This is a genomic window from Streptomyces mangrovisoli, from assembly GCF_000974985.2.
Classification (GTDB): Bacteria; Actinomycetota; Actinomycetes; order Streptomycetales; family Streptomycetaceae; genus Streptomyces; species Streptomyces mangrovisoli.
This window is the reverse complement of record NZ_LAVA02000097.1, coordinates 209660-229366: the sequence shown is the minus strand read 5'-3', so window position 1 is coordinate 229366 and position 19707 is coordinate 209660. Positions and strand designations below refer to the sequence as shown.

At 71.9% G+C, this 19707-nt stretch carries 19 protein-coding genes; 8 read left to right on the top strand and 11 right to left on the bottom strand.

The features are described from left to right. Nucleotides 1–12: 12 nt before the first annotated feature. The 7 genes from WN71_RS33405 to WN71_RS33375 all read right to left on the bottom strand — a co-directional run bounded on the left by WN71_RS33405 (nt 13) and on the right by WN71_RS33375 (nt 8150). Nucleotides 13–711 (bottom strand): TMEM175 family protein, encoded by a 699-nt coding sequence (locus WN71_RS33405; RefSeq protein WP_052743274.1) that lies wholly within the window; start codon nt 709–711, stop codon nt 13–15. Between the two features lie 343 nt (nt 712–1054). Then, nucleotides 1055–1771, bottom strand: coding sequence for an ABC transporter ATP-binding protein (locus WN71_RS33400; RefSeq protein ID WP_046592919.1), 717 nt, complete (start codon nt 1769–1771; stop codon nt 1055–1057). After that, the gene (locus tag WN71_RS33395; protein ID WP_046592920.1) at nt 1768–2541 is read right to left on the bottom strand and encodes an ABC transporter ATP-binding protein; all 774 of its coding nucleotides are present in this window, start codon (nt 2539–2541) and stop codon (nt 1768–1770) included. Before WN71_RS33395 ends, WN71_RS33400 begins: the two co-directional genes overlap by 4 nt. Continuing rightward, nucleotides 2538–4142 carry a branched-chain amino acid ABC transporter permease gene (locus tag WN71_RS33390; RefSeq protein ID WP_052743275.1) on the bottom strand — a complete coding sequence of 535 codons (1605 nt, stop codon included), beginning with the start codon at nt 4140–4142 and terminating at the stop codon, nt 2538–2540. Before WN71_RS33390 ends, WN71_RS33395 begins: the two co-directional genes overlap by 4 nt. Before the next feature lie 5 nt (nt 4143–4147). After that, nucleotides 4148–5053, bottom strand: coding sequence for a branched-chain amino acid ABC transporter permease (locus WN71_RS33385; protein WP_046592939.1), 906 nt, complete (start codon nt 5051–5053; stop codon nt 4148–4150). Between the two features lie 50 nt (nt 5054–5103). Further along, nucleotides 5104–6330, bottom strand: a complete 1227-nt coding sequence (locus WN71_RS33380; RefSeq protein ID WP_046592922.1) for a branched-chain amino acid ABC transporter substrate-binding protein — start codon at nt 6328–6330, stop codon at nt 5104–5106. Between the two features lie 206 nt (nt 6331–6536). Further along, a complete protein-coding gene (locus tag WN71_RS33375; protein WP_052743276.1) occupies nt 6537–8150 on the bottom strand; it encodes a PucR family transcriptional regulator in 1614 nt (537 codons plus the stop codon). A gap of 223 nt (nt 8151–8373) precedes the next feature. On the opposite strand from WN71_RS33375, the gene WN71_RS33370 reads away from it, so the two are divergent. The 4 genes from WN71_RS33370 (at nt 8374) to WN71_RS33355 (ending at nt 13047) form a co-directional block, all read left to right on the top strand. Beyond that, on the top strand, nt 8374–9342 hold the full coding sequence (locus WN71_RS33370) for a sulfurtransferase (RefSeq protein ID WP_206300207.1): 969 nt from the start codon (nt 8374–8376) through the stop codon (nt 9340–9342). Between the two features lie 206 nt (nt 9343–9548). Beyond that, a complete protein-coding gene (locus tag WN71_RS33365; RefSeq protein ID WP_206300206.1) occupies nt 9549–10628 on the top strand; it encodes a PP2C family protein-serine/threonine phosphatase in 1080 nt (359 codons plus the stop codon). Between the two features lie 148 nt (nt 10629–10776). Further along, the gene (locus WN71_RS33360) at nt 10777–11916 is read left to right on the top strand and encodes an SPFH domain-containing protein (RefSeq protein ID WP_240529857.1); all 1140 of its coding nucleotides are present in this window, start codon (nt 10777–10779) and stop codon (nt 11914–11916) included. A 48-nt stretch (nt 11917–11964) separates the two neighbouring features. Beyond that, the gene (locus WN71_RS33355; RefSeq protein WP_046592925.1) at nt 11965–13047 is read left to right on the top strand and encodes a TFIIB-type zinc ribbon-containing protein; all 1083 of its coding nucleotides are present in this window, start codon (nt 11965–11967) and stop codon (nt 13045–13047) included. 90 nt (nt 13048–13137) lie between these two features. Here WN71_RS33355 and WN71_RS42065 read toward each other — a convergent pair whose 3' ends face one another. Further along, the gene (locus WN71_RS42065) at nt 13138–13800 is read right to left on the bottom strand and encodes a hemopexin repeat-containing protein (protein ID WP_046592926.1); all 663 of its coding nucleotides are present in this window, start codon (nt 13798–13800) and stop codon (nt 13138–13140) included. A gap of 226 nt (nt 13801–14026) precedes the next feature. On the opposite strand from WN71_RS42065, the gene WN71_RS33345 reads away from it, so the two are divergent. Continuing rightward, on the top strand, nt 14027–14797 hold the full coding sequence (locus WN71_RS33345) for a hypothetical protein (RefSeq protein WP_167382984.1): 771 nt from the start codon (nt 14027–14029) through the stop codon (nt 14795–14797). A 231-nt stretch (nt 14798–15028) separates the two neighbouring features. Here WN71_RS33345 and WN71_RS33340 read toward each other — a convergent pair whose 3' ends face one another. The 3 genes from WN71_RS33340 to WN71_RS33330 all read right to left on the bottom strand — a co-directional run bounded on the left by WN71_RS33340 (nt 15029) and on the right by WN71_RS33330 (nt 17187). Next, complete coding sequence (locus tag WN71_RS33340) at nt 15029–15472, bottom strand: anthrone oxygenase family protein (RefSeq protein WP_046592927.1); 444 nt, start codon at nt 15470–15472, stop codon at nt 15029–15031. 186 nt (nt 15473–15658) lie between these two features. Further along, complete coding sequence (locus WN71_RS33335; RefSeq protein ID WP_046592928.1) at nt 15659–16633, bottom strand: L-threonylcarbamoyladenylate synthase; 975 nt, start codon at nt 16631–16633, stop codon at nt 15659–15661. Nucleotides 16634–16758: 125 nt separating this feature from the next. Then, complete coding sequence (locus tag WN71_RS33330; protein ID WP_046592929.1) at nt 16759–17187, bottom strand: organic hydroperoxide resistance protein; 429 nt, start codon at nt 17185–17187, stop codon at nt 16759–16761. Nucleotides 17188–17433: 246 nt separating this feature from the next. Here WN71_RS33330 and WN71_RS33325 point away from each other — a divergent pair, with 246 nt between their 5' ends. The 3 genes from WN71_RS33325 (at nt 17434) to WN71_RS33315 (ending at nt 19690) form a co-directional block, all read left to right on the top strand. Then, on the top strand, nt 17434–18252 hold the full coding sequence (locus WN71_RS33325) for an LLM class flavin-dependent oxidoreductase (protein WP_240529856.1): 819 nt from the start codon (nt 17434–17436) through the stop codon (nt 18250–18252). Continuing rightward, complete coding sequence (locus WN71_RS33320) at nt 18249–18920, top strand: alpha/beta fold hydrolase (RefSeq protein ID WP_046592930.1); 672 nt, start codon at nt 18249–18251, stop codon at nt 18918–18920. Before WN71_RS33325 ends, WN71_RS33320 begins: the two co-directional genes overlap by 4 nt. Nucleotides 18921–19003: 83 nt before the next feature. After that, the gene (locus WN71_RS33315; protein ID WP_046592931.1) at nt 19004–19690 is read left to right on the top strand and encodes a winged helix-turn-helix transcriptional regulator; all 687 of its coding nucleotides are present in this window, start codon (nt 19004–19006) and stop codon (nt 19688–19690) included. The last annotated feature ends 17 nt before the right edge of the window (nt 19691–19707 follow it).

Sequence of the window (19707 nt, the reverse complement as noted above, 5' to 3'; positions counted from 1 at the left end):
CCGACGCCGTCCTCAGCCCGCTCTTGTGACGCGGGCCGGGGCGAGTTGGTCGAAGCAGTAGTACACGGCCAGCAGGGCGTGGGTGGCCAGCATGGCCACCGGGCTGAGGTAGGCGATGCCGACCGTGGCGAGGTAGCACAGGCCGCCGATGCTGAAGCGGCGCAGCGCCGCGCGCAGGGCCTCGGGCGGGATGGGGGTGTTCAGGGTGCGGGCATCGCGGGTGAAGGCGAGGAACAGCAGGCTGAAGGCGATGCCCATGGCGACCATGGTGGCGGCGTAGATCGCGGCGGCGGTGTGGGCGTCGCTGTTGCGGGCGGTGAGGTAGGTGGCGAGCAGGCGGGTGGGGAAGGGGATGACGGAGACGGTCAGGAGCAGGAAGAGGTTGGCGAACAGGGTCCGGCGGTCCACCCGGCGTGCCAGGGCGCACATGGCGTGGTGGTTGATCCAGATGATGCCGATGACGAGGAAGCTGACGAGATAGGCGAAGTAGGACGGCCACTGGTGGCCGAGCGCGGCGCCGAGCGACTGGCCGTGCAGGGTGTCGGGTTCGGGAACGTGGAGATCCAGGACCAGCAACGTGATCGCGATGGCGAAGACGCCGTCACTGAAGGCCTCCAGGCGGCTGGTGCTGAAGTCCGCGGCGGCCGTGTCCGTGGCCGGGGCGGTGGCCGCGGGCTCCGGGGAAGCGGCGGACGAGGCGTCGTCGGTCATGCGGACTCCGGGACGGGGTGGTCGGTGAGGCCCGCCGGGCCTGGGAACCCGTGGGGGACAAGGGCCGCCGGCACGGTCGTACGCCACGGTGGGGTCGCGCGGAGTGCGGTGTGCCCGAAGGAGACAGGTGACGCGGAGCGCGTGCGGTCCATGCACCGCAGAGTAGAGCAGGAACGCGGATGCGCCCCGGCATCGGAGGGGTGGAACTCGCGCTGCTCCCGGGGAGAGTGGGCCGTCCCGACGAGGCGATCGATGTGATGCCCTCGGCGGCGGCCCCGCGGGAGGGCAGGGCGCGGCGCCGACGAGGAGGGGGGCTCACCGCCCCCGCCCCCGCCGCCGAGGATCAGTCCTCGCCCAGATACGCCTTGCGCACGCTCTCCGCGCGGGCCAGTTCCGTGCCCGTGCCCTCCAGGACGATCCGCCCGGTCTCCATCACGTACGCGCGGTCCGCCAGCGCGAGGGCCGCTCGGGCGTTCTGTTCGACGAGGAGGATCGTGGTGCCGGTCCGTCTGAGCTCGGCGACCGTGTCCATGATCTTCCGCATCATGATCGGCGAGAGTCCCATGGACGGCTCGTCGAGCATCAGCAGGGCCGGGCGGCACATCAGCGCCCGCCCCATGGCGAGCATCTGCTGTTCGCCGCCGGACAGGGTGCCCGCGGCCTGTGCCCGGCGTTCCCTGAGCCGTTCGAACAGGGTGTAGGCCCGCTCCAGGTCGTCGGCGATCCCCGGGGCGTCCTTGCGCAGGTACGCCCCGAGGAACAGGTTCTCCTCGACCGTCAGGCTCGGGAAGATGTGCCGGCCCTCCGGGCAGTGGGCGAGGCCGAGCGCGACCACCCGGTGGGCCGGGACGCCCGCGAGGTCCTCGCCCCGGAAGCGCACCGAGCCGCCCGCGGGGCGCAGCAGCCCGCTGAGCGTGTGCAGGGTGGTGGTCTTGCCGGCCCCGTTGGTGCCGATCAGCGTGACGGCCTCGCCTTCCTCGACGGTGAAGGAGATGCCCTTGACGGCCTCCACCTTCCCGTAGGCCACCCGCAGGTCGTCGACTTCGAGCAGCGCGCTCACGCGGTCTCCTCCTGGGGCGCGCCGAGGTACGCCTCGACGACTCGGGGATCGGCCTGTACGTCGGCGGGGGCGCCCTCCACGAGTTTCGAACCCTGGACGAGAACGGCGACCCGGTCGCAGAGGTTCATGATGAAGCGCATGTCGTGCTCGATGACGAGGACGGCCACGCCCCGGTCCCTGATCGCGCAGACCAGTTGTTCCGTCTCCCTGGTCTCCTGGGGGTTCATGCCCGCGGTCGGCTCGTCGAGGAGCAGCAGGCCGGGGTCGGAGGCGAGGGCGCGGGCGATCTCCAGGCGGCGCTGGCCGCCGTAGGAGAGATTGCGGGCCGTCTCCCGCGCGTGTCCGCCGAGGCCCACGAATTCGAGCAACTCCCGTCCCACCGTGCGGGATTCACGCTCCGTACGGCGGTAGCGCGGGCCGCGTCCGATGGCGGACAGGAGTCCCTCCCTGGTGCGGGTGTGGCGGCCGACCATGACGTTCTCCAACACGGTCATGCCCGCGAACAGGCGGATGTTCTGGAAGGTGCGGGCGATGCCCGCGCGGGTCACCTTGGCGGGCCGGGGCGGCAACAGCGCTCCCCGGAAGCGGACTTCGCCCTCCGTGGGGACGTACAGGCCGGTCAGGCAGTTGAAGAAGGTCGTCTTCCCGGCGCCGTTGGGGCCGATGAGGCCGACGATCTCGCCGCTGTCGACCGTCAGGTCGACGCGGTCGACGGCGGTGAGTCCGCCGAAGCGCATGGTGACGCCGTCGGCCCGCAGCAGGGTGCTCATGTGGTGACCGCCTCTTCGTGGAACTCCAACTGCCGTTTGCGGTCGGGGATCAGGCCCTCGGGGCGGTAGATCATCATGACGACGAGGGCGAGGCCGAACAGCATCATCTGGTACTTGCTGAAGAACTCGAACTTCGCGGGGATGAGGTAGAGCAGTGCCGCGCCGACCAGCGGTCCGGAGACGGTTCCCATGCCGCCGAGGACGACGGCGGCCAGCAGGAAGGCGGAGTTGGGCGGGGCGGTGTCGGCGAACTTGTAGTTGTCGGGTACGGCGTTGGTCTGGAGGTGGGCCATCACCGTGCCGGCGAGGCCCGCGAGGGACGCGCCCATGGCGAACGCGAGCAGCTTGAAGCGGAAGCCCTCGATGCCCATGGCGGTGGCGGCCTTCTCGTCCTCGCGCAGGGCGATCCAGGCCCGGCCGATACGGGAGTCGCCGACCCGGGAGTAGAGGAAGACCACCAGGGCGATGACCGCCAGGAGCAGCAGGTAGTAGTTGGCGAACCGGCCGAACTCCACGCCGAGGATGTGGTGTTCGGCCCCGAAGTCGAAGCCGAGCACGTTGATGTCCGGGACCGAGTTGATGCCGTTGGGCCCGTTGGTCAGGGACGGTCCGGAGCTGCCGTCGAGGTTGTTGACGGTGATCCGGAAGATCTCGCCGAAGCCCAGGGTGACGATGGCGAGGTAGTCGCCGTGCAGTCGCAGGGTGGGCGCGCCGATCACGATGCCCGCGACGAGCGAGACCGCCATGCCGAGCAGCGCGGTCGCCCAGAACGGCAGCGGGCCGATGTCCAGGGTGGAGAAGCTGGAGCCGGAGACCAGGGCCGCGGTGTAGGCGCCGGTGCCGAGGAAGGCGACGTAGCCGAGGTCGAGCAGTCCGACCAGGCCGACGACGATGTTCAGGCCGAGGGCGACGGCGGCGAAGATGAGGATGTTGTCGGCGATGGCCGTGTACTGGCCGTCGGACTGGGTGAACGGGAAGACGAGGGCGGCCGCGAGCGCGGCGACGGCGGTGGCGGTGCGGTTGCGCGCGGTCAGCGCGCCGAGTGCGGCGCCGAGTCCGGACACGGTCAGGGCGCGCCCGAGGAAGAGGGCGGCCGGCAGGAACGCCAGGAATTCCTCGGGGGAGCCGGTGGTGATGCCGTACGTCAGGACGTACATGGCGAGCACGAACACGGCCGTGATGACGAGGACTTCGGCCCAGCGGGGCAGGCGCGGGACGGGCCGTGGCGGGTCCAGGGTGTCGTCGGGGAGCCGGTGGGCGCCGACGGCGAGCAGCGCCGTGGAGCCGGCCGCGAGCCAGGCGCCCGGCTCCAGGTTGACCACGCCCCCGAGGTCGACGGCGATCGCCACGACGGTCACCCACGTGGTGGTGAGGGCGGCGAGGGAGGCGGCCCGCAGTGCGCGGACCGCCCCGGCGGGCGCCAGGCGTGGTGCGGCGAGCAGTGCGGTGGCGGTCAACGCGCAGACGAGTGTGACCAGTTGGCTGCCGCCCGGGTAGCCGTAGAGGGTGAGGTCGCCGGGGTAGAGGGGGGTCCAGGTCCAGGCGAGGAAGGGAGAGATCAGTGCGAGGGCGGCGCCGGCCGCCGTGAGGTGCTTGTTCATCCGTATCACGCCCGGTCCGCGACGCGTTCGCCGAACAGGCCCTGGGGTCTGATCAGCAGGACGACGATGAGGATCACGAAGGCCCAGACGTCCTTCCAGACCGAGCCGCTGAACATGGCCAGCGCGTCGATGTGCGGGAGCGCCCCGGAGGCCAGCGACTCGGCGAGGCCGAGGACCACACCGCCCGCCATGGCGCCCTGGATGTTGCCGATGCCGCCGAGGACGGCCGCGGTGAAGCCCTTCAGGCCGGTGATGAAGCCCATGTTGTACGAGACGGTGCCGAGCCTGAGGCCCTGGGTGACGCAGGCGACGGCGGCGAGCGCGGCGCCGATGGCGAAGGCGATCACGATGATCCGGTCGGTGTCGATGCCCATCAGCCGGGCGGTGGCGGGGTCCTGGGCGGTGGCCTGCATGGCCCGGCCGGTGCGGGTGCGCCGGACGAACCAGGTCAGCGCCACCATGCCGAAGGCGGCCAGGGCGAGCGTGAGCAGCCCGGCGACGGACACCTGCACGCCGGCCAGGTCGAGCGGCGCCGTCTCGAACTGCGGGAACGGGACGGGCGCGGTGACGCCCATCGAACTGCCCGGCAGGGTGAAGAAGTTGAAGACGACCTGCTGCAGGAACAGGGACAGTCCGATGGCGCTGATCAGCGGGGCGAGCCGGGGCGCGCCGCGCAGCGGGCGGTAGGCGAAGCGCTCGGCGCCCGTCGCGGCGGCGACCGACACCGCGACGGCGACGACGAGCAGGACGGGCAGCGCGGCCCACAGCGGGATCGCCCGCAGCCCCGGCACCCATGCGTAGACGAACAGGGCGCCGAAGCCGCCGAGCATGTAGATCTCGCCGTGCGCGAAGTTGATGATCTGGAGGATGCCGTAGACCATCGTGTAACCGACCGCGATCAGGCCGTACATGGAGCCGAGGATCAGTCCGTCGGCGAGGAGCTGGGTGAGTTCGGTGGCGGTCACTTGGTGAAGACCTTGATCCCGTCCTGCCAGGCGCCGTTCTTCACGGTGTTGATGCTGATCACCTTGTTGACGCTGTCGCCGTACTCGTCGAAGCCGACCTGGCCGGTGGCCCCGGTGAAGGTCACGGATCCCATGGCCTTGACGACCTTGGGCCGCAGTTCCTTCGCGGCCGGCGCCCCGGTGTCGGCGGCCGCCTTGACGGCCTGGATGAGGGCGTTGGTGGCGTCGTAGGTGTAGGCGCCGAAGACGCCGTACGGCTCGTCGTAACCGGCCGCCTTGTAGGCGCTGATGAAGCTCTTCGCCGAGGCCAGGTCCTCCACCGGGCGGCCGTCGGATGTGGTGTAGATGCCGTCGGCGGCCTTGGTGCCGGCCAGCGGGATGACCGCGTCGTCCTTCACGGCGTCACCGCCGCCGAGCGGGCCGTCGAACCCTGCCGCGACCAGCTGCTTCTTGAGCGCGCCCGCCTGCGGGTACTCGCCGCCGTAGTAGACCCCCTGAGCGCCGGAGGACTTGACGGTGCCGACGACCGACGCGTAGTCGCTCTCGTCCGGGTTGATGCTCTGGTGCACGACTACCTTGCCGCCGAGCGCGGTGAACGCCTCGGTGAACTCCTTGACCAGACCGGCGCCGTAGACCTTCTTGTCGTCGACCGCGGCCACCTTCTTGATGCCGAGATCCTGGTAGAAGTACTCGGCGGCGACGGGGGCCTGCACGTCGTCCGTGGTGATCACGCGGAAGTAGTTGTCGAACTGCCGCTTGGGCGCGCTCTTGTAGTCGGCCCCGCGGGTCAGGGCCGGGTTGGTGTTGGCGCCCGAGATCTGGACGATCCCCGCCTGGTGCAGCGTCGACTGCATCGCGGCCGACACCGAGGAGTTGTAGGCGCCGACCACGCCCACCACGTCGTCGTCGGCGGCGAAGGCGGCCGCGTTCTGCTGGCCGATGGTGGGGGTGGCCTGGTCGTCCTTCGCGGCGAGCTTGAAGGTCACACCCGGCACGGTGTGGTTCTTGTTGGCCTGGTTCACGGCGAGTTCGGCCGCGTTCTTCATGCCGAGCCCGACCGCCGCCAGGTCCTTCGACAGCGGCGCGTCGAACCCGATGGTGACGGTGGTGGTGGCGCTCGTTCCCGAGGCGCTTGCTCCCTTGTCCCGGCTGCCGCACGCACACAGGGCCAAGGCCCCGGCCGCGAGCGGCACCCCGAGACGGAACAGACGGGTGCGACGCATGAGTTGTCTCCCCTTCAGCGATCGACGGCTTCGGCCACCGGCCGCCGGGACGACCGGTGCTTCGGCGGTCCGTGGCTTCAGCGATCAGTGGTGGCTGAAACCTAGGCATCGGGGGGTGCGCCGCATCCTGTCGAAACGGCAGACGTACGGCGCTCGTTGTTGTCCGCGCGGACGATGCCGGGCGGCCGATGATCTGCTCGGGGCGCTCAGTGCGGGAAGTACGGGCTGCTTCCGGCCTCTTCGTCCGCTCGGGTCAGCAGCCGCAGGCCGATCATCGCCGCCAGCCGGTGCTCGGGATCCTCCAGATCCAGTCCGGCCACGGCCACGGCCTTGCGGACCCGGTAGCGCAGGGTGTTGGGATGGACGTTCAACTCCTTCGCCGCGACGCCCACATCACCGAACGCGTCCAGGTAGAGCAGCAGGGATCGGGCCATCTCGGTACTGTGCGCGCGGTCGTGGGCGACCAGCGTGGCGAGCCCCGGGTGGCGCACCCCGCCGTGCCGCGCCAGCACGTCGAGCGCCTCGCGGACCATGAGCGAGGAGGTGAGCCCCTGGTGCGAGGCGACCAGTCGGTCCGGGGTGCGGGAGAGGATCTGCAGCCCGTGGTGGCCACGCAGCTTCACCTCGGGGATGTCGTCGAGACGGGCCGCGGTCCCCGCGACCACCGCCTGCACCGGTGTCCTCGTGTGCGCGCGCAACACCGCCACCAGGTCCCCGGCCCAGCGCAGCAGTGCGCCCTGCGCGTCCGCGGTGCCGGTCTCCGGGAGCATGGCGTAGATCTGCCCGCAGGCCTGGGCGACCAGGGCGTTCCTGCGGTACGCGGCGGCGTGCACCGCGACCATCCCGGAGGCCTCGGCGAGGCGGGCGTCCGACGCCGTCGTATCGCCGTCGGGGTCGTCGCGCAGGTCGACGGCGACGACGGAGGCCCCGGCCGTGGGCGGCACGCCGAGGTGGACGGCGAGCGCCCGCGCGTTGAAGCGGCCGGTGAGCAGGCCGTGCGCGAGGTCGTCGCGGGAGCGGACGCGGCTGGTGGGATCCCCGAGGTAGTAGTGGTCGACCAGCCGGCCGGCGGCGAGGCGGGCCGCCCCGCGCAGGATCTCCCCGGCCTGCTCGGCGAGCGGGCCGTCGCCTTCCTGGAGCCAGATGGTGCCGAGGGGCCGCAGGCCCGCCTGGATGCCGACGACGAGTCTGCGGCGGGCGCCGATGTCGGGTCGCGCGCCGACCTCCACCACGTCCTCGCTCTCGCGGACCCTGCGGTGGACCCCCTCCTCTCGCAGCAGCGCGAGATACGGCTCCGGGCAGGCCCGGCCGAGCACGGAGCGGCGGCGCAACTCGTCGGTCTCGTCCACCGATCCGGCGTGGGCCAGCACCCGGTGGGCGGTGTCCTCGATGCTGACGGGACCGCCGGCGAGGGCGGCGACGGTCTGGGCGAGGGAGTAGAGGTCGCCGTGCGAGGGGCTGTCCGCGGCGGCGGCGCGGGCGAGTTCGCCCTGCACGACGGCGGCGACCTCGTCCCAGCGCGTGCCGTGCGCCACCACGAGCAGGGTCGCGCCGCTCCGCTCCGCCGCCCGGGGGAGTGCGGGGTCCTGTCGTACGGCGATGACGGCGTCCTCGCCGAGACGGGCGGGGAGGTCGTCGGCACGGGCGCCGACGGCCAGCACCAGCGTGCCGGGGGAGGCGGTGAGCAGGTCGCCGGGTTCGGCGATGACGACCTCGCTGACGAGGGTGGGCCGACGGGAGGCGGGCAGGACGGTGGCGCCGAGAAGGTCCGCTATGCGGCCCAGAGGGGCGGGCACGGGAGCGCCGAGCTCGTGAGGCATGGCGGCACATTAGGGGACGGCGCTGTGCGGTGGCGGCGCGGGCGCCCGCGGCCGTGCGCCCGTCACTCACGCGACAGGCGCCGGCGGCCGTACGGTCCGTCACGTGACCGGCGCCCGGCCTCGTGCGGCCGTCGGTCGGAAGGCCCGGCGGCAGAGATCGGCGACTGTCTCAACATGAGAAACGATCTTGCTCGAATAATGGACACCGACCTAGGGTGCCGGCATGAGTGACATCGCGGATGTCCCGCCTTTCGTGCGGGTCGAGGAGCTGGACGGTCTTCCCGGGCGCGTGGTTCTGGCGGACATGAGGTGGTACCTGGACGGCCGTTCGGGGCGCGCCGCCTACGAGCGCGGACACCTGCCGGCTTTCGTGCGGGTCGAGGAGCTGGACGGTCTTCCCGGGCGCGTGGTTCTGGCGGACATGAGGTGGTACCTGGACGGCCGTTCGGGGCGCGCCGCCTACGAGCGCGGACACCTGCCGGGCGCCGTGTTCGTGGATCTCGACCGCGTGCTGACGGGGCCGGCCACGCCGGCGGGTGGCCGTAACCCGCTGCCTTCGCCGGAGGTGTTCGCCGAGGGGATGCGGTCGCTGGGGATCGACGACGGCGACATCGTGGTGGCCTACGACGATCAGGGCGGGGTCATCGCGGCCCGGCTCGTGTGGATGATCCGGACCACCGGCCGCCGCGCGGCGGTCCTCGACGGCGGACTGGCGGCCTACGCGGAGGCGTACCCCGGCTCCCTGACGGCGGACGAACCGGCGCCCGCCCAGGGCGACTTCGCGACCCGCCCCTGGCCGGTGGAGCGCCTGGTGGACATCGACGGGGTCCTGGGGCCGCGTGCCCTGGCGGTGGACGCCCGCAACCGTGACCGCTTCGCCGGAGAGCTGGACCCGGTCGACCCGCGCCCGGGCCACGTGCCCGGTGCGGTGAACGTCCCGTGCCGGGAGAACCTGGACGGCCGGGGACACCTGGTGCCGAGGGAGCGGATCCGGGACAACTTCGCCGCCGCGGGGGTGGACCGGGACACCGCGTCGCGGGTCGTCTCGTACTGCGGCTCGGGGGTGACGGCCTGCCACAATCTCCTGACCCTCGAACACGCGGGCCTCGGCGAGGGACGGCTGTTCGTGGGCGGATGGTCCGCGTACAGCCGGGACGGGTCCCGGCCGGTGGAGACGGGAGCCGCCCGCTGACGCGCTTCGCTCCCGGAGTCACGCGGCGAGACCGCCGATCGGGGTCGGCCCGCGATCGAGGTCGGCCGCCGTTCGGGGTCGGCCCGGCGCCCCGGCGGCCGCTTGATCCATGGTGCGAGCCCGGCCACCGTCTACCATCCGCCCTTGTGGGTCTTTTGAGACGGTTCAGAACGAAATGGGTCGAGATCTGGCGTCGGGGCCCCGTGATGCTGGCCCCGGTCGCCCTGACGGCGGTACTGGGACTGCTGGCCGCCTTCACCCCGCCGGAGGTCGCCTTCACCCGGCTGCTGCCGACCGCGCCGGCGCTCGCCGCGTCGGTCTGGTCGGTCGGGGCGACCGCCGTCCTGGGCCTGGTCTGCCTGGTCGCGGTGCTCGCCCATGGCCTGGCCTTCTCGGACGTCTCCGCCGGATACACCGCGGGCGCGATCGGCGCCGTCACCCTCGCCGCCGCCTACGCCAGTCACCTGCGGACGCAGCGCGAGCACACCCTCGCCGAGGTCCGCGCGGTGGCCGACACCACGCAGGAGGTTCTGCTCAGGCCGGTCCCGAGCCGGATCCGCGGTCTGGAGATCGCGACGTTCTATCTCGCGGCCGCACCCCAGGCCCGGATCGGCGGGGACTTCTACGCGGTGGCGGACACCGACCACGGCCTGCGCCTGGTGCTCGGCGACGTCCGCGGGAAGGGACTGCGGGCGGTCGGCGTCACGGCCGCCATCCTCGGCTCGTTCCACGAAGCGGCCTACGACGCTCCCGGCCTCGCGCAACTCGCCCGACGGCTGGACACGGCCATGGCCCGCTACACGGCCGACGCCCCGTCCGACGACGCCGCCGAGCGCTTCGCCACCGCGGTCATCGCCCAGTTCCCGTCGGCCGGCGGGTCTGTGTCCATCCTCCACTGCGGACACCCGCCCGCCCTTCTTCTGCGTGGCGGCGCGATCCGGGCCCTGGAACCCGACGTGCCGTCACCGCCCATCAACATGGCGGCACTTGTCGGCGGCGACTACCACATCGGCCAGTTCCCCTTGATGGACGGCGACCTGCTGCTGCTCTACACCGACGGTGTCACCGAGACCCGCGATCCGAAGGGTGTGTTCTTCCCGCTCGCAGACTGGGCCGCACAGGCGGCGGCCGGTTCGCCGGAGGAGTTCCTCAGGCTGCTGCACCGAGCCCTGCTCGATCACAGCGAAGGCAAGCTGGGCGACGACATCGCCTGTGTCGCCGTGCGCAGCACCCCGAACGCGAAGGTCGCCGACGAGAGGCGCCCGGCAGGGACGCGGGTCGGGTAGGCGGTACCTGCACGCGGCCGAGCGGAGCGTAACGGGCATACTGTCGGTTGATCGCTTGATCGTCATGCGGTCACCGTCCTGGGACCGCCGAGCGGCGAGCGGCGGTCTTCGGAGAGACGCGGGGGGAGTGGGGTTTGCTGTGGGGCTGATGGACCGTATCCGCGGTGAGTTCATCGACATCATCGAGTGGACCGACGACAGCCGGGACACCATCGTGTGGCGCTTCCCGCGCCACGGCAACGAGATCAAGATGGGCGCCCGGCTCGTCGTGCGCGAGTCGCAGGTGGCCGTCTTCGTCAACGAGGGCAGGCTGGCCGACGTCTACGAGCCCGGCACCTACACTCTCTCGACGCAGAACATGCCGGTCCTGTCCACCCTCAAGGGCTGGAAGCACGGCTTCGAGTCGCCGTTCAAGGCCGAGGTCTACTTCGTCACCACCCGGCAGTTCACCGACTTCAAGTGGGGCACCCAGAACCCGGTGATCCTGCGGGACGCCGAGTTCGGCATGGTCCGGGTCCGCGCCTTCGGCACGTTCGCCGCCCAGGTCGTGGACGCCGCCGCGCTGCTGCGCGAACTCGTCGGCACCGACCCGCAGTTCCGCACCGAGGAGGTCGGCGACCACCTGCGGCAGCTGATCGTCTCCAAGCTCGGTTCCGCGCTGGGCGCGGCCGGCGTGCCGCTGCTCGACCTCGCCGCCCGGCAGGACGGCATCGGCCGGCAGCTCGCCAAGGCGCTGACGCTGGAGCTGGCCTCGACCGGCATCGCCATCCCCCGCTTCTACATCGAGAACATCAGCGTCCCGCCGGAGGTCGAGGCGGCGATCGACACCCGCTCCCGGATGGCGATCGCCGGCAACCTCGACGACTACGCCAAGCTCCAGGCGGCCGACGCGATCCCGCTCGCCGCCGCCAACCCCGGCACCGGCGGTGACGCCGTCGGGCTGGGCGTGGGCATGGCGCTGGGTCAACGGATCGCGCAGAGCACGTCCGGTGCGGCGGCCGGCTCCGCCGCCGCGCCGCAGGCCCCGGCACAGCCCGCCCCCGCTCCGGCCCACTCCGACGTACCGCCGCCGCTGCCCACCGCGCCGCGCTGGTTCATCGCGGTCGCCGGACAGCAGCAGGGGCCGTACGACGAGAGCGCGCTGGCCGGACAGGTGACGGCCGGACACCTGCACCGGACCACGCTGGTCTGGCGCAGCGGGCAGGCCGCCTGGCTGCCCGCGGACCAGGTCCCGGAGCTGGCGGCGCTGCTCGCCGACGTACCGCCGCCGCTGCCCCCGCAGGACTGAGATCCGCCACCCGGAACCCTCCGGCAACAGGTGACAAGGAGAGTCGAGTTGACGGATCAGGACGTCACTCCGGCGCCCGACCGGGCGTTCCAGTGCGAGGCGTGCGGCGGGGTCAGCGAGTACGCGCCCGGAACCTACGCGCTGCGCTGCCCGTACTGCAGGCACGAGCAGGACATCACGCCGATCCCGCGGCAGGTGACCGAGCACCCGATCGAGGAACTGGCCGCGCTGCCCCGACGGGCCGTCGTCCCCGGGCAGATGAAGGTGTACACCTGCCCCGGCTGCCACGCGGTGACCGAGAGCGACACGCTCAGCGACAAGTGCCAGTTCTGCGCGAGCCCGTTGGTCTCCGACGCCGCCGGCACCGAGCGGGTGGTGCCCGAGGCGGTGCTGCCCTTCGGGGTGGGCCGCGACCAGGCCCGTGAGGCGCTGGCGAAGTGGACCAGATCCCGCTGGTTCGCGCCGAACGAGCTGAAGAAGGTCACCGAGGCCGAGACGTTCAGGGGCAGTTACCTGCCGCACTGGACGTACGACGCGCAGACCACCACCGAGTACCGCGGCGAGCGGGGCGAGTACTACTGGGTGCAGGAGGAGGACTCCGAGGGCCGCACCCGGCAGGTACGGCACACTCGTTGGCACCACACCTCGGGGACGGTCGGCCGGTTCTTCGACGACGTGCTGGTGCCCGGCAGCGGCCAGGTGCCGGTGGAGGAACTGGACAAGCTGACCCCCTGGCCGCTCGAGGAGACGGTGCCCTACCAGGAGGAGTACCTGGCGGGATTCCGCACCGTCCGCTACGACGTCGAGCCGGAGACCGGCCTGGAGTCGGCGAAGGCGCGGATGGCACCCGTGATCCGCGCCGACTGCAAGCGGGACATCGGCGGCAACGAGCAGCGGGTGCACTCGATGTCCACCCTCTACAGCGGCCTCACCTACAAGCTGGTGCTGCTGCCCGTCTGGTTCCTGACCTACCTGCACGCGGGCAGGGCATGGCCGGTGATGGTCAACGCCCGCACCGGCGAGGTCATCGGCGAACGGCCGTACAGCGCGGTGAAGATCGCCCTGGCGTCGGTGGGCGGCGCGCTGCTGATCGCGCTGGTGGTACTGCTCGTCATGGTCCTGCGCACCTGACGAAGCCGTACTGGGCCCGGGCGGTGGCGTGTTCCGCCCGGGCCTGCGCCAACTCGCCGGGCGTGTGCCCGACTTCCGGAGGCGTGGCGCTCAGGCGTGGTTCGGATTGATCCAGACCGCGTCGAAGTCCTGCGCGGGGAACCCCGGAGGGAAGCCCGGCCACTGGTCCGCGGTCGTCAACGGGTAGCCCGGATCGACCGTGAGCGTGGCCGGATCGGCGCGCACGTACTGCGCGCCCTTGAACAAGTACGCCTTGCCGTTGGGGAGTCGTACGGCGTCGTCGATGTCGGAGTCGAACCCCACGTCGGCGAGGCTCGGGGCGAGCGAGGAGATCTTGTCCGGGCCGGTCAGGATTCCCGACGGGGTGTCTCCGCGCAGGCATTGATCGTCATGGAAGAACCAGACGGAGCCGTCGCCCACGTCGAGGGCGCCGTCGAGGTAGTTCTCGAATCCGGTGCCCGTGACAAAACCCGACCATCCGGTGGTGAGCGGCCACGGGTACGGCGGCTCACCCACCAGATCGGACACGTCGTTCGCGGCGATGTTGTACCGGACGTACGTGCCGCCCTTGTAGAAGTAGACGTATCCCGCGCCGTCGTTCACGGCGGCGTCGATGCCCTGCGCGAATCCGCGCGCGGCGAGACTTCCCCAGTTCGTGGCGATCTGCTTCACGTACTCGACGCTGCCCGGATCGGGATCCAGCGCGTAGCGCGCGTAACTGTCCCCCTTGATGAAATAGACCTTTGCTCCCATGACACGGCTCCTTACAAAGGCGTCAGGTACCGGCCGTGCGCTATGTAAGCCATGGTTCTCTCCGGCGACGTGACACGCAAACGCAGCCGGAACCGGCGATGACGCCACGCCTCGCGTATGTGCGGCCGGGTTTCCGGCTTTCCGGCTTTCCGCCTGTCCGGCCGTACCGGGGGAGATCCCACTACCGTAGGCGCGGATGCGAACGGGACGGTGTGAAGGGGCTGTTGTGACGAGGACACCGGAGCCGAGGACACCGGAGCCGCGGGAGGCCACTCCCGAAGCCCCGCCCGGGCGGGTGCTGAACCCGCTGTGGATCATCTCGCTGTTCCTGGGCCTGGCGGAGGTCACCGTCGGTGTGGCCGCCTCGCAGGCCCACGGCTGGATCCAGGGCATGCTCGCGGTCTTCTCCGTGGCCTTCCCCTCGGCGGTGGCCGTCGCGTTCTTCCGCATCCTGCTCACCCGGCCCTTCGTGCTGTACGCGCCGAAGGACTATTCCGATCCGCCGAGCATCGAGACCTACGTGGCGGCGATCTCGTCAAGTGCCGGCAGGAGTTGGGAGAATGTCGAGACGGCGGTGCGCACCGCGCTGACCGAGGTAGTCGTGCCGCGGCTGCCCCTGGAGGACCGCGCGCGGCCGCAGGCGCTGGTCGAGGAGGCCGTCCGGGCCGCGCGACAGGACTTCCAGCGGCGCTCGGTGGAGATCGACCTGAGCGGCATCGAGGCGAGCATAGAGACGAAGGTGCTCAGCTTCCCGGTGGACTCCATGACGGTCAGTGATCTGCTCGACACGATCTATGTATCGATCCGTGAATACGTCGACATCGAGTCCTACGGCCTCGAGTGGGTGCTCCGCGACGCGGCGACCGGCCGGATCTTCACGGAAGTCGGCCGTTCGTGGCGGCGTGCGCGCCGGCTGGACCCGAACGACGCGCGCAGCCTTCAGGAGGTCGGCATCGACCCGGGGGCTCGGCTGCTGGCGATACGTCCCACGGGCTGACGCCGTCCGCCGGGCCCGCGCTCGTTTCGCGGGGCCGCGGGCCGTGGGTCGGGCGGCCGGTCCGTCGGGCGGCCGGTCGAGGACCCACTCCCCGATGCCGGCGGTCATGAGGGCATGGGGATCGTTGTCCGTCGGGACGGACCTGACCACGCCCCGGCGGCCCTCGCCGTGGTGCACCCGGGCGCTGCCGTGCGGCAGTGCCCACTCCTCGTCGGGCCGCGGCGCCCGCGCTCAGCGGGCGGTGGCCAGCAGGGCGAAGGCGGCGATGATGACGGCGACGCGGACGTAGTGGAAGCGGTTCCAGCGGTTCAGCTGCTGCTTCCAGTCGGCGGGACGGTTCTCCGGGGTCCACGTCTTGTTCCGGTTGTTGATCGGGACCAGGAGCAGGATCGACATGACCACGCTGAGGATCAGCAGGGCGCCTGCGGTGACGACCAGGCCCGCTCCGTCGTGGTGGCGTCCGGCGACGGCCCAGATCGCCACGAGGACGACCGAGCCGATGTACCAGAACGGCATGACGGCGCCGAGCATCCGGCCCCCGTGGGCATGGCCGAGCTGGGTGCTGTCCTCGGGGAGCGCGTCGAGGATCGGGTTCATGACGAAGGCGACGGCGAACTCCACCCCCACCATCACGCCGACGATCACGGTCGTGAAGATCTCAAGTGTGCCGAGCATGGTGACCCCTCCTGAGTTCTAGCACTGCTAGGTGATGGTGCAACGCTAGTACTACTGCCGCTCGATTGTCTAGCGTTGCTAGCATCGGGTCATGGGTGAGCGGGGGCAGAGCCTTATGGGGGAGGGGGCTGGGCCCCGCACCCGACGGGGCGGGTGTCCCGTCAAGGTGCGAGGCGCGTCGGTCGGTCAGTCGGTGGCCCGGGGCCCCGCGGCGCGGCGGAGCCGGTTGGCGATGGCCAGGCCCAGTCCCCGCTCCGCGGGCAGGGACGCGATGATCAGGTCGCAGCCCTGCTGGTCGAGGTCGCGAAGGAACCCGTACAGACCGCGGGCGTACGCCGCCGCCGAATCCGGGACCGCCACCACCGCGTGCGCCTTCACCGCGGTGTCGCCGAAGGGGGCGGGGACGAAGACGCCCACCCGGTGTCCCGACTCCTGCGCCAGCTCCGCTTCGTGGACGACCTTCTCCGGCTCCACGAGGACGACCCGCGCGCGGGGCGCGTAGTGCGACGGATGCTGGCCCGGGACGCGGACCCGGCTCGTCGAGGGAACGGCGAGGGGGCGCCCCAGCGCCGCTTCGAGGTCCTCGCGCGTCACCCCGCCGGGCCGCAGGATGGTCGGGGTGTCGCCCGTGACGTCGACGATGGTCGACTCGACGCCGACCTCGCACCGGCCGCCGTCCAGCACGAAGTCGACGCTGTCGCCCAGCTCGGCGCGGACGTCGTCCGCCGTCGTGGGGCTGACCGAGCCGAACCGGTTGGCGGACGGGGCCGTCACGCCGCCGCCGAAGGCCGACAGCAGCGCGAGCGCGACGGGGTGGTCGGGCACCCGCACGGCGACCGTCTCCAGGCCGCCCGTCGCCTCGTAGGGAACGCGGTCGCCGCGCCGCAGCACCAGCGTCAGCGGCCCGGGCCAGAAGCGTTCGGCCAGCAGGCGCGCCGTCGCGGGCACGTCCCGCACCCAGCCGTCCAGGTGTTCCGCGCCGCCGAGGTGGACGATCAGCGGGTGGTCGGGCGGACGTCCCTTGACCTCGAAGGTGCGCGCCACCGCGGCGGGGTTCTCGGCGTCGGCGCCCAGGCCGTAGACCGTCTCGGTCGGAAGGGCGAGCAGGCCGCCGGCGCGCAGCACTCCGGCCGCCTTCTCGATGTCACTGGTTGTTGCCATCACGCCGGCAATCCTAAGACCGCGCCCGGGGCGGGCGGACGGCCGTCGCTCCGGGGGAGGGCGCGGGGCGGGTGCGGATGCGGGGCGGTGTGCGCGTGGGGGCAGGGGTCAGGCGGGTCCGGCCGTCACAGGGGTGTTCCGTTGACCACCAGCCTCACGTCGATGTTGTCGCGGGTGGCGCGGGAGTACGGACATGCCTGGTGGGCCGCGCCGGCCAGTTCGGTCGCCTGCTCGTCGGTGAGCGAGGGCAGTGAGATCCGCAGCTCGACGCCGAGCCGGAGGCGGCCGCCCTCGGCGGGGGCCAGGGAGACCGCCGCGTCGATCTCCGCGTCGTCCGCTGTGAGTTCGGCGCGCCGCCCGAGCACGTCGAGGGTCGTGCCGAAGCAGGCCGCGTAGCCGATCGCGAAGAGCTGCTCGGGGTTGACGCCTTCGCCGTCCCCGCCCAGCCCCTTGGGCTGTCGCAGGTCCAGGTCGAGCCGCCCGTCGCTCGTGCGCCCGTGCCCGTTCCTGCCCCCGGTGACCTGCGCGTGCGCCGTGTACAGGGCCTCGGTCATCGTGAACTCCCTTTCCTGGTAGGCGAATATGAACCTGTCACTTCAAAAACAAGAAGTCAATGGATTACGATCAGGTAGTCGACGGAGGTCGGCCGGGAGGGCTGATGGCGGAGTTGAAGGTCGGGTACCTGCTGCCGACACGTGACCGGGCCGTGGCGGGTGAGCACGATCTGAGGCGGCTCGTCGGCCAGGCGCGACGGGCGGAGCGACTGGGGGCTGGACTCGGTCTGGGCCGGCGACAGCCCCGTGACCAGGCCGCGCGCGGATCCGCTGCTCGTGCTCGCGGCCGCCGCCCGGGACACCGAACGGGTCGCGCTCGGTACGGCCGTACTCCTTCCGGCGCTGCGCCATCCCCTCCTGCTGGCGCAGCAACTCGCCACGCTGGACCGGCTGTCGGAGGGGCGCCTGATCGCGGGCATGGGCGGCGGGTTCCCCAACGCCGCCACCCGGGCCCAGTTCGAGGCCGTCGGTGTCGGATTCGCCCGCCGTACGAGCCGTATGGAGGAGTCGATCGACGCCATGCGACAGCTGTGGTCGGGGCGACAGGTGTCGTACCGGGGTGAGCACTTCGCGTTCGAGGACGTGCGGATCGCGCCCGCGCCGCACCGCCCGGGCGGACCGCCGGTCTGGCTGGCGGGCGGGGGCGGAGCGGCGCTGCGGCGCGTGTCCCGCATCGCCGACGGATGGCTTCCCTATCCGCCCGCGGCGACGACGTACGCGCAGGAGCGCGAGGTGATCCGGGCCGCCGGCGAGCAGGGCGCGACGCCCCGTGGTGTCACCCCGGCCCTGTACGCGACGCTGTGCCTGGACGAGGACCCGGGGCGGGCGCGGCACCGTATGCGGGCGAGCATCGAGCGCTACTACGGCGCCCCGCTGGAGTTCGTCGCCGCCGTCCAGGCCCTGTTCGCGGGTACCGCCCGCCAGGCCGCGGCCTGGTTGGCGGAGTACGTCGCGGCCGGCGCCCGCCACCTCGTCATCCGCCTGGCGACCGACGACCACGACGCCGGACTCGAGGAGTTCGCCGACCGGGTTCTGCCCCTCCTGCGCGGGGAGAGTGACCGATGACCACCTTCGTGCTCGTCCACGGTGCCTGGCACGGCCCGTGGGCCTGGGAGCGGCTCGTGCCCCTGCTGCACGCAGGCGGGGCGCGCACGGTGACGCCCGACCTCGGCGCCGACGGGGACCGCGGGCTCCACGACCACGCCGAGACGGTCGTCGCCGCCCTCGACTCCCTCCAGGAGCCGGGCCGTCTCGTGCTGGTCGGGCACAGCTACGCGGGACTCGTCGTCCGGCAGGCCGCCGACACGCGGCCCGACGCCGTCGGTCATGTCGTACTCGTCGACGGCTGGGCCGGTCCCGACGGCGCCGCCCTGTTCGGCCTCGCCCCCGACTCGTTCGTCGACGCGCTCCGTGCGGCGGCGCTGGCGTTCGGGGACGGTCGGCGGATCCCGGCGCCGCCGCCCGCGGCGTTCGGCGTCACCGACCCCGACGACGCGGCCTGGCTGGCCTCGCGCCTGCGCCCGCAACCGCTGCGCGGCTTCACCGAGGCGACCCGGCTGAGCGGGGCCGTCGAGCAGATCCCCGGAACCGCCCTGTGGTGCAGGCCGCGCACCTTCCCCTTCGACCGGTTCGGCGCGGCCCTCGGGTACCGGACGCACCCCCTGGACGGGCCGCACGACGTGATGCTCACCGACCCGGAGCCGCTGGCCCGGATCCTTCTCGACCTCGGATGACGCAGGAACCCGGGCACCACCGAGGAACGCGGGAAGAACGTACGTGATTCAAGAACCGGAAGCGCGAAGTCTAGAATGACGTAGTGGAACAGCGAACGTACAACCAGTACTGCGCCACCGCGCGCACCCTCGACCTCGTCGGCGAGCGCTGGACGCTGCTGCTGATCCGCGAGCTGCTGACCGGGCCCAAGAGGTTCGGCGACCTCCAGTCCAGCCTGCGCGGCCTCGGCACCGGGCTGCTGGCCGCCCGTCTCAAGCACCTGGAACGAGAGGGACTGGCCCGGAAGGTCACGTTGCCCCCGCCCGCCCGGACGCCCGCGTACGCCCTCACCCGGGCGGGGGAGGAGCTCGGACCGGCGATCCTCGAACTGGCCCGCTGGGGCCTGAAGTGGGCGATGGCCGACCTGCGCGAGACCGACACGTTCCATCCGGGGTGGGCGGTGCTGGGCCTGCGCGCCTGCTTCGAGCCCGAGGCCGCCGCCGGGCTGCACGCGGTCTACGAATTCCGTATCGACGACGAGCTGTTCCACGCCCGGATCGACGACGGCGTCATCGAGGCGCTGCACGGGCCGGCCCAACGCCCGGACGTGACCGTCTCGATCTCCCAGGAGGCGTTCCTCCGTGTGACCGGCCAGGGCCTGTCGTTCGGGGAGGCCATCGAGTCCGGGGCCGCGTCGGCATCAGGCGACGAGGAGGCACTGCGCAGACTCCGCGGCCTGTTCCGCCTGCCGGTCCCGCAGGTGCGGGGAGCGGATCGCCCGTCGTCCTGAGGACCCGGGTCGGGCGT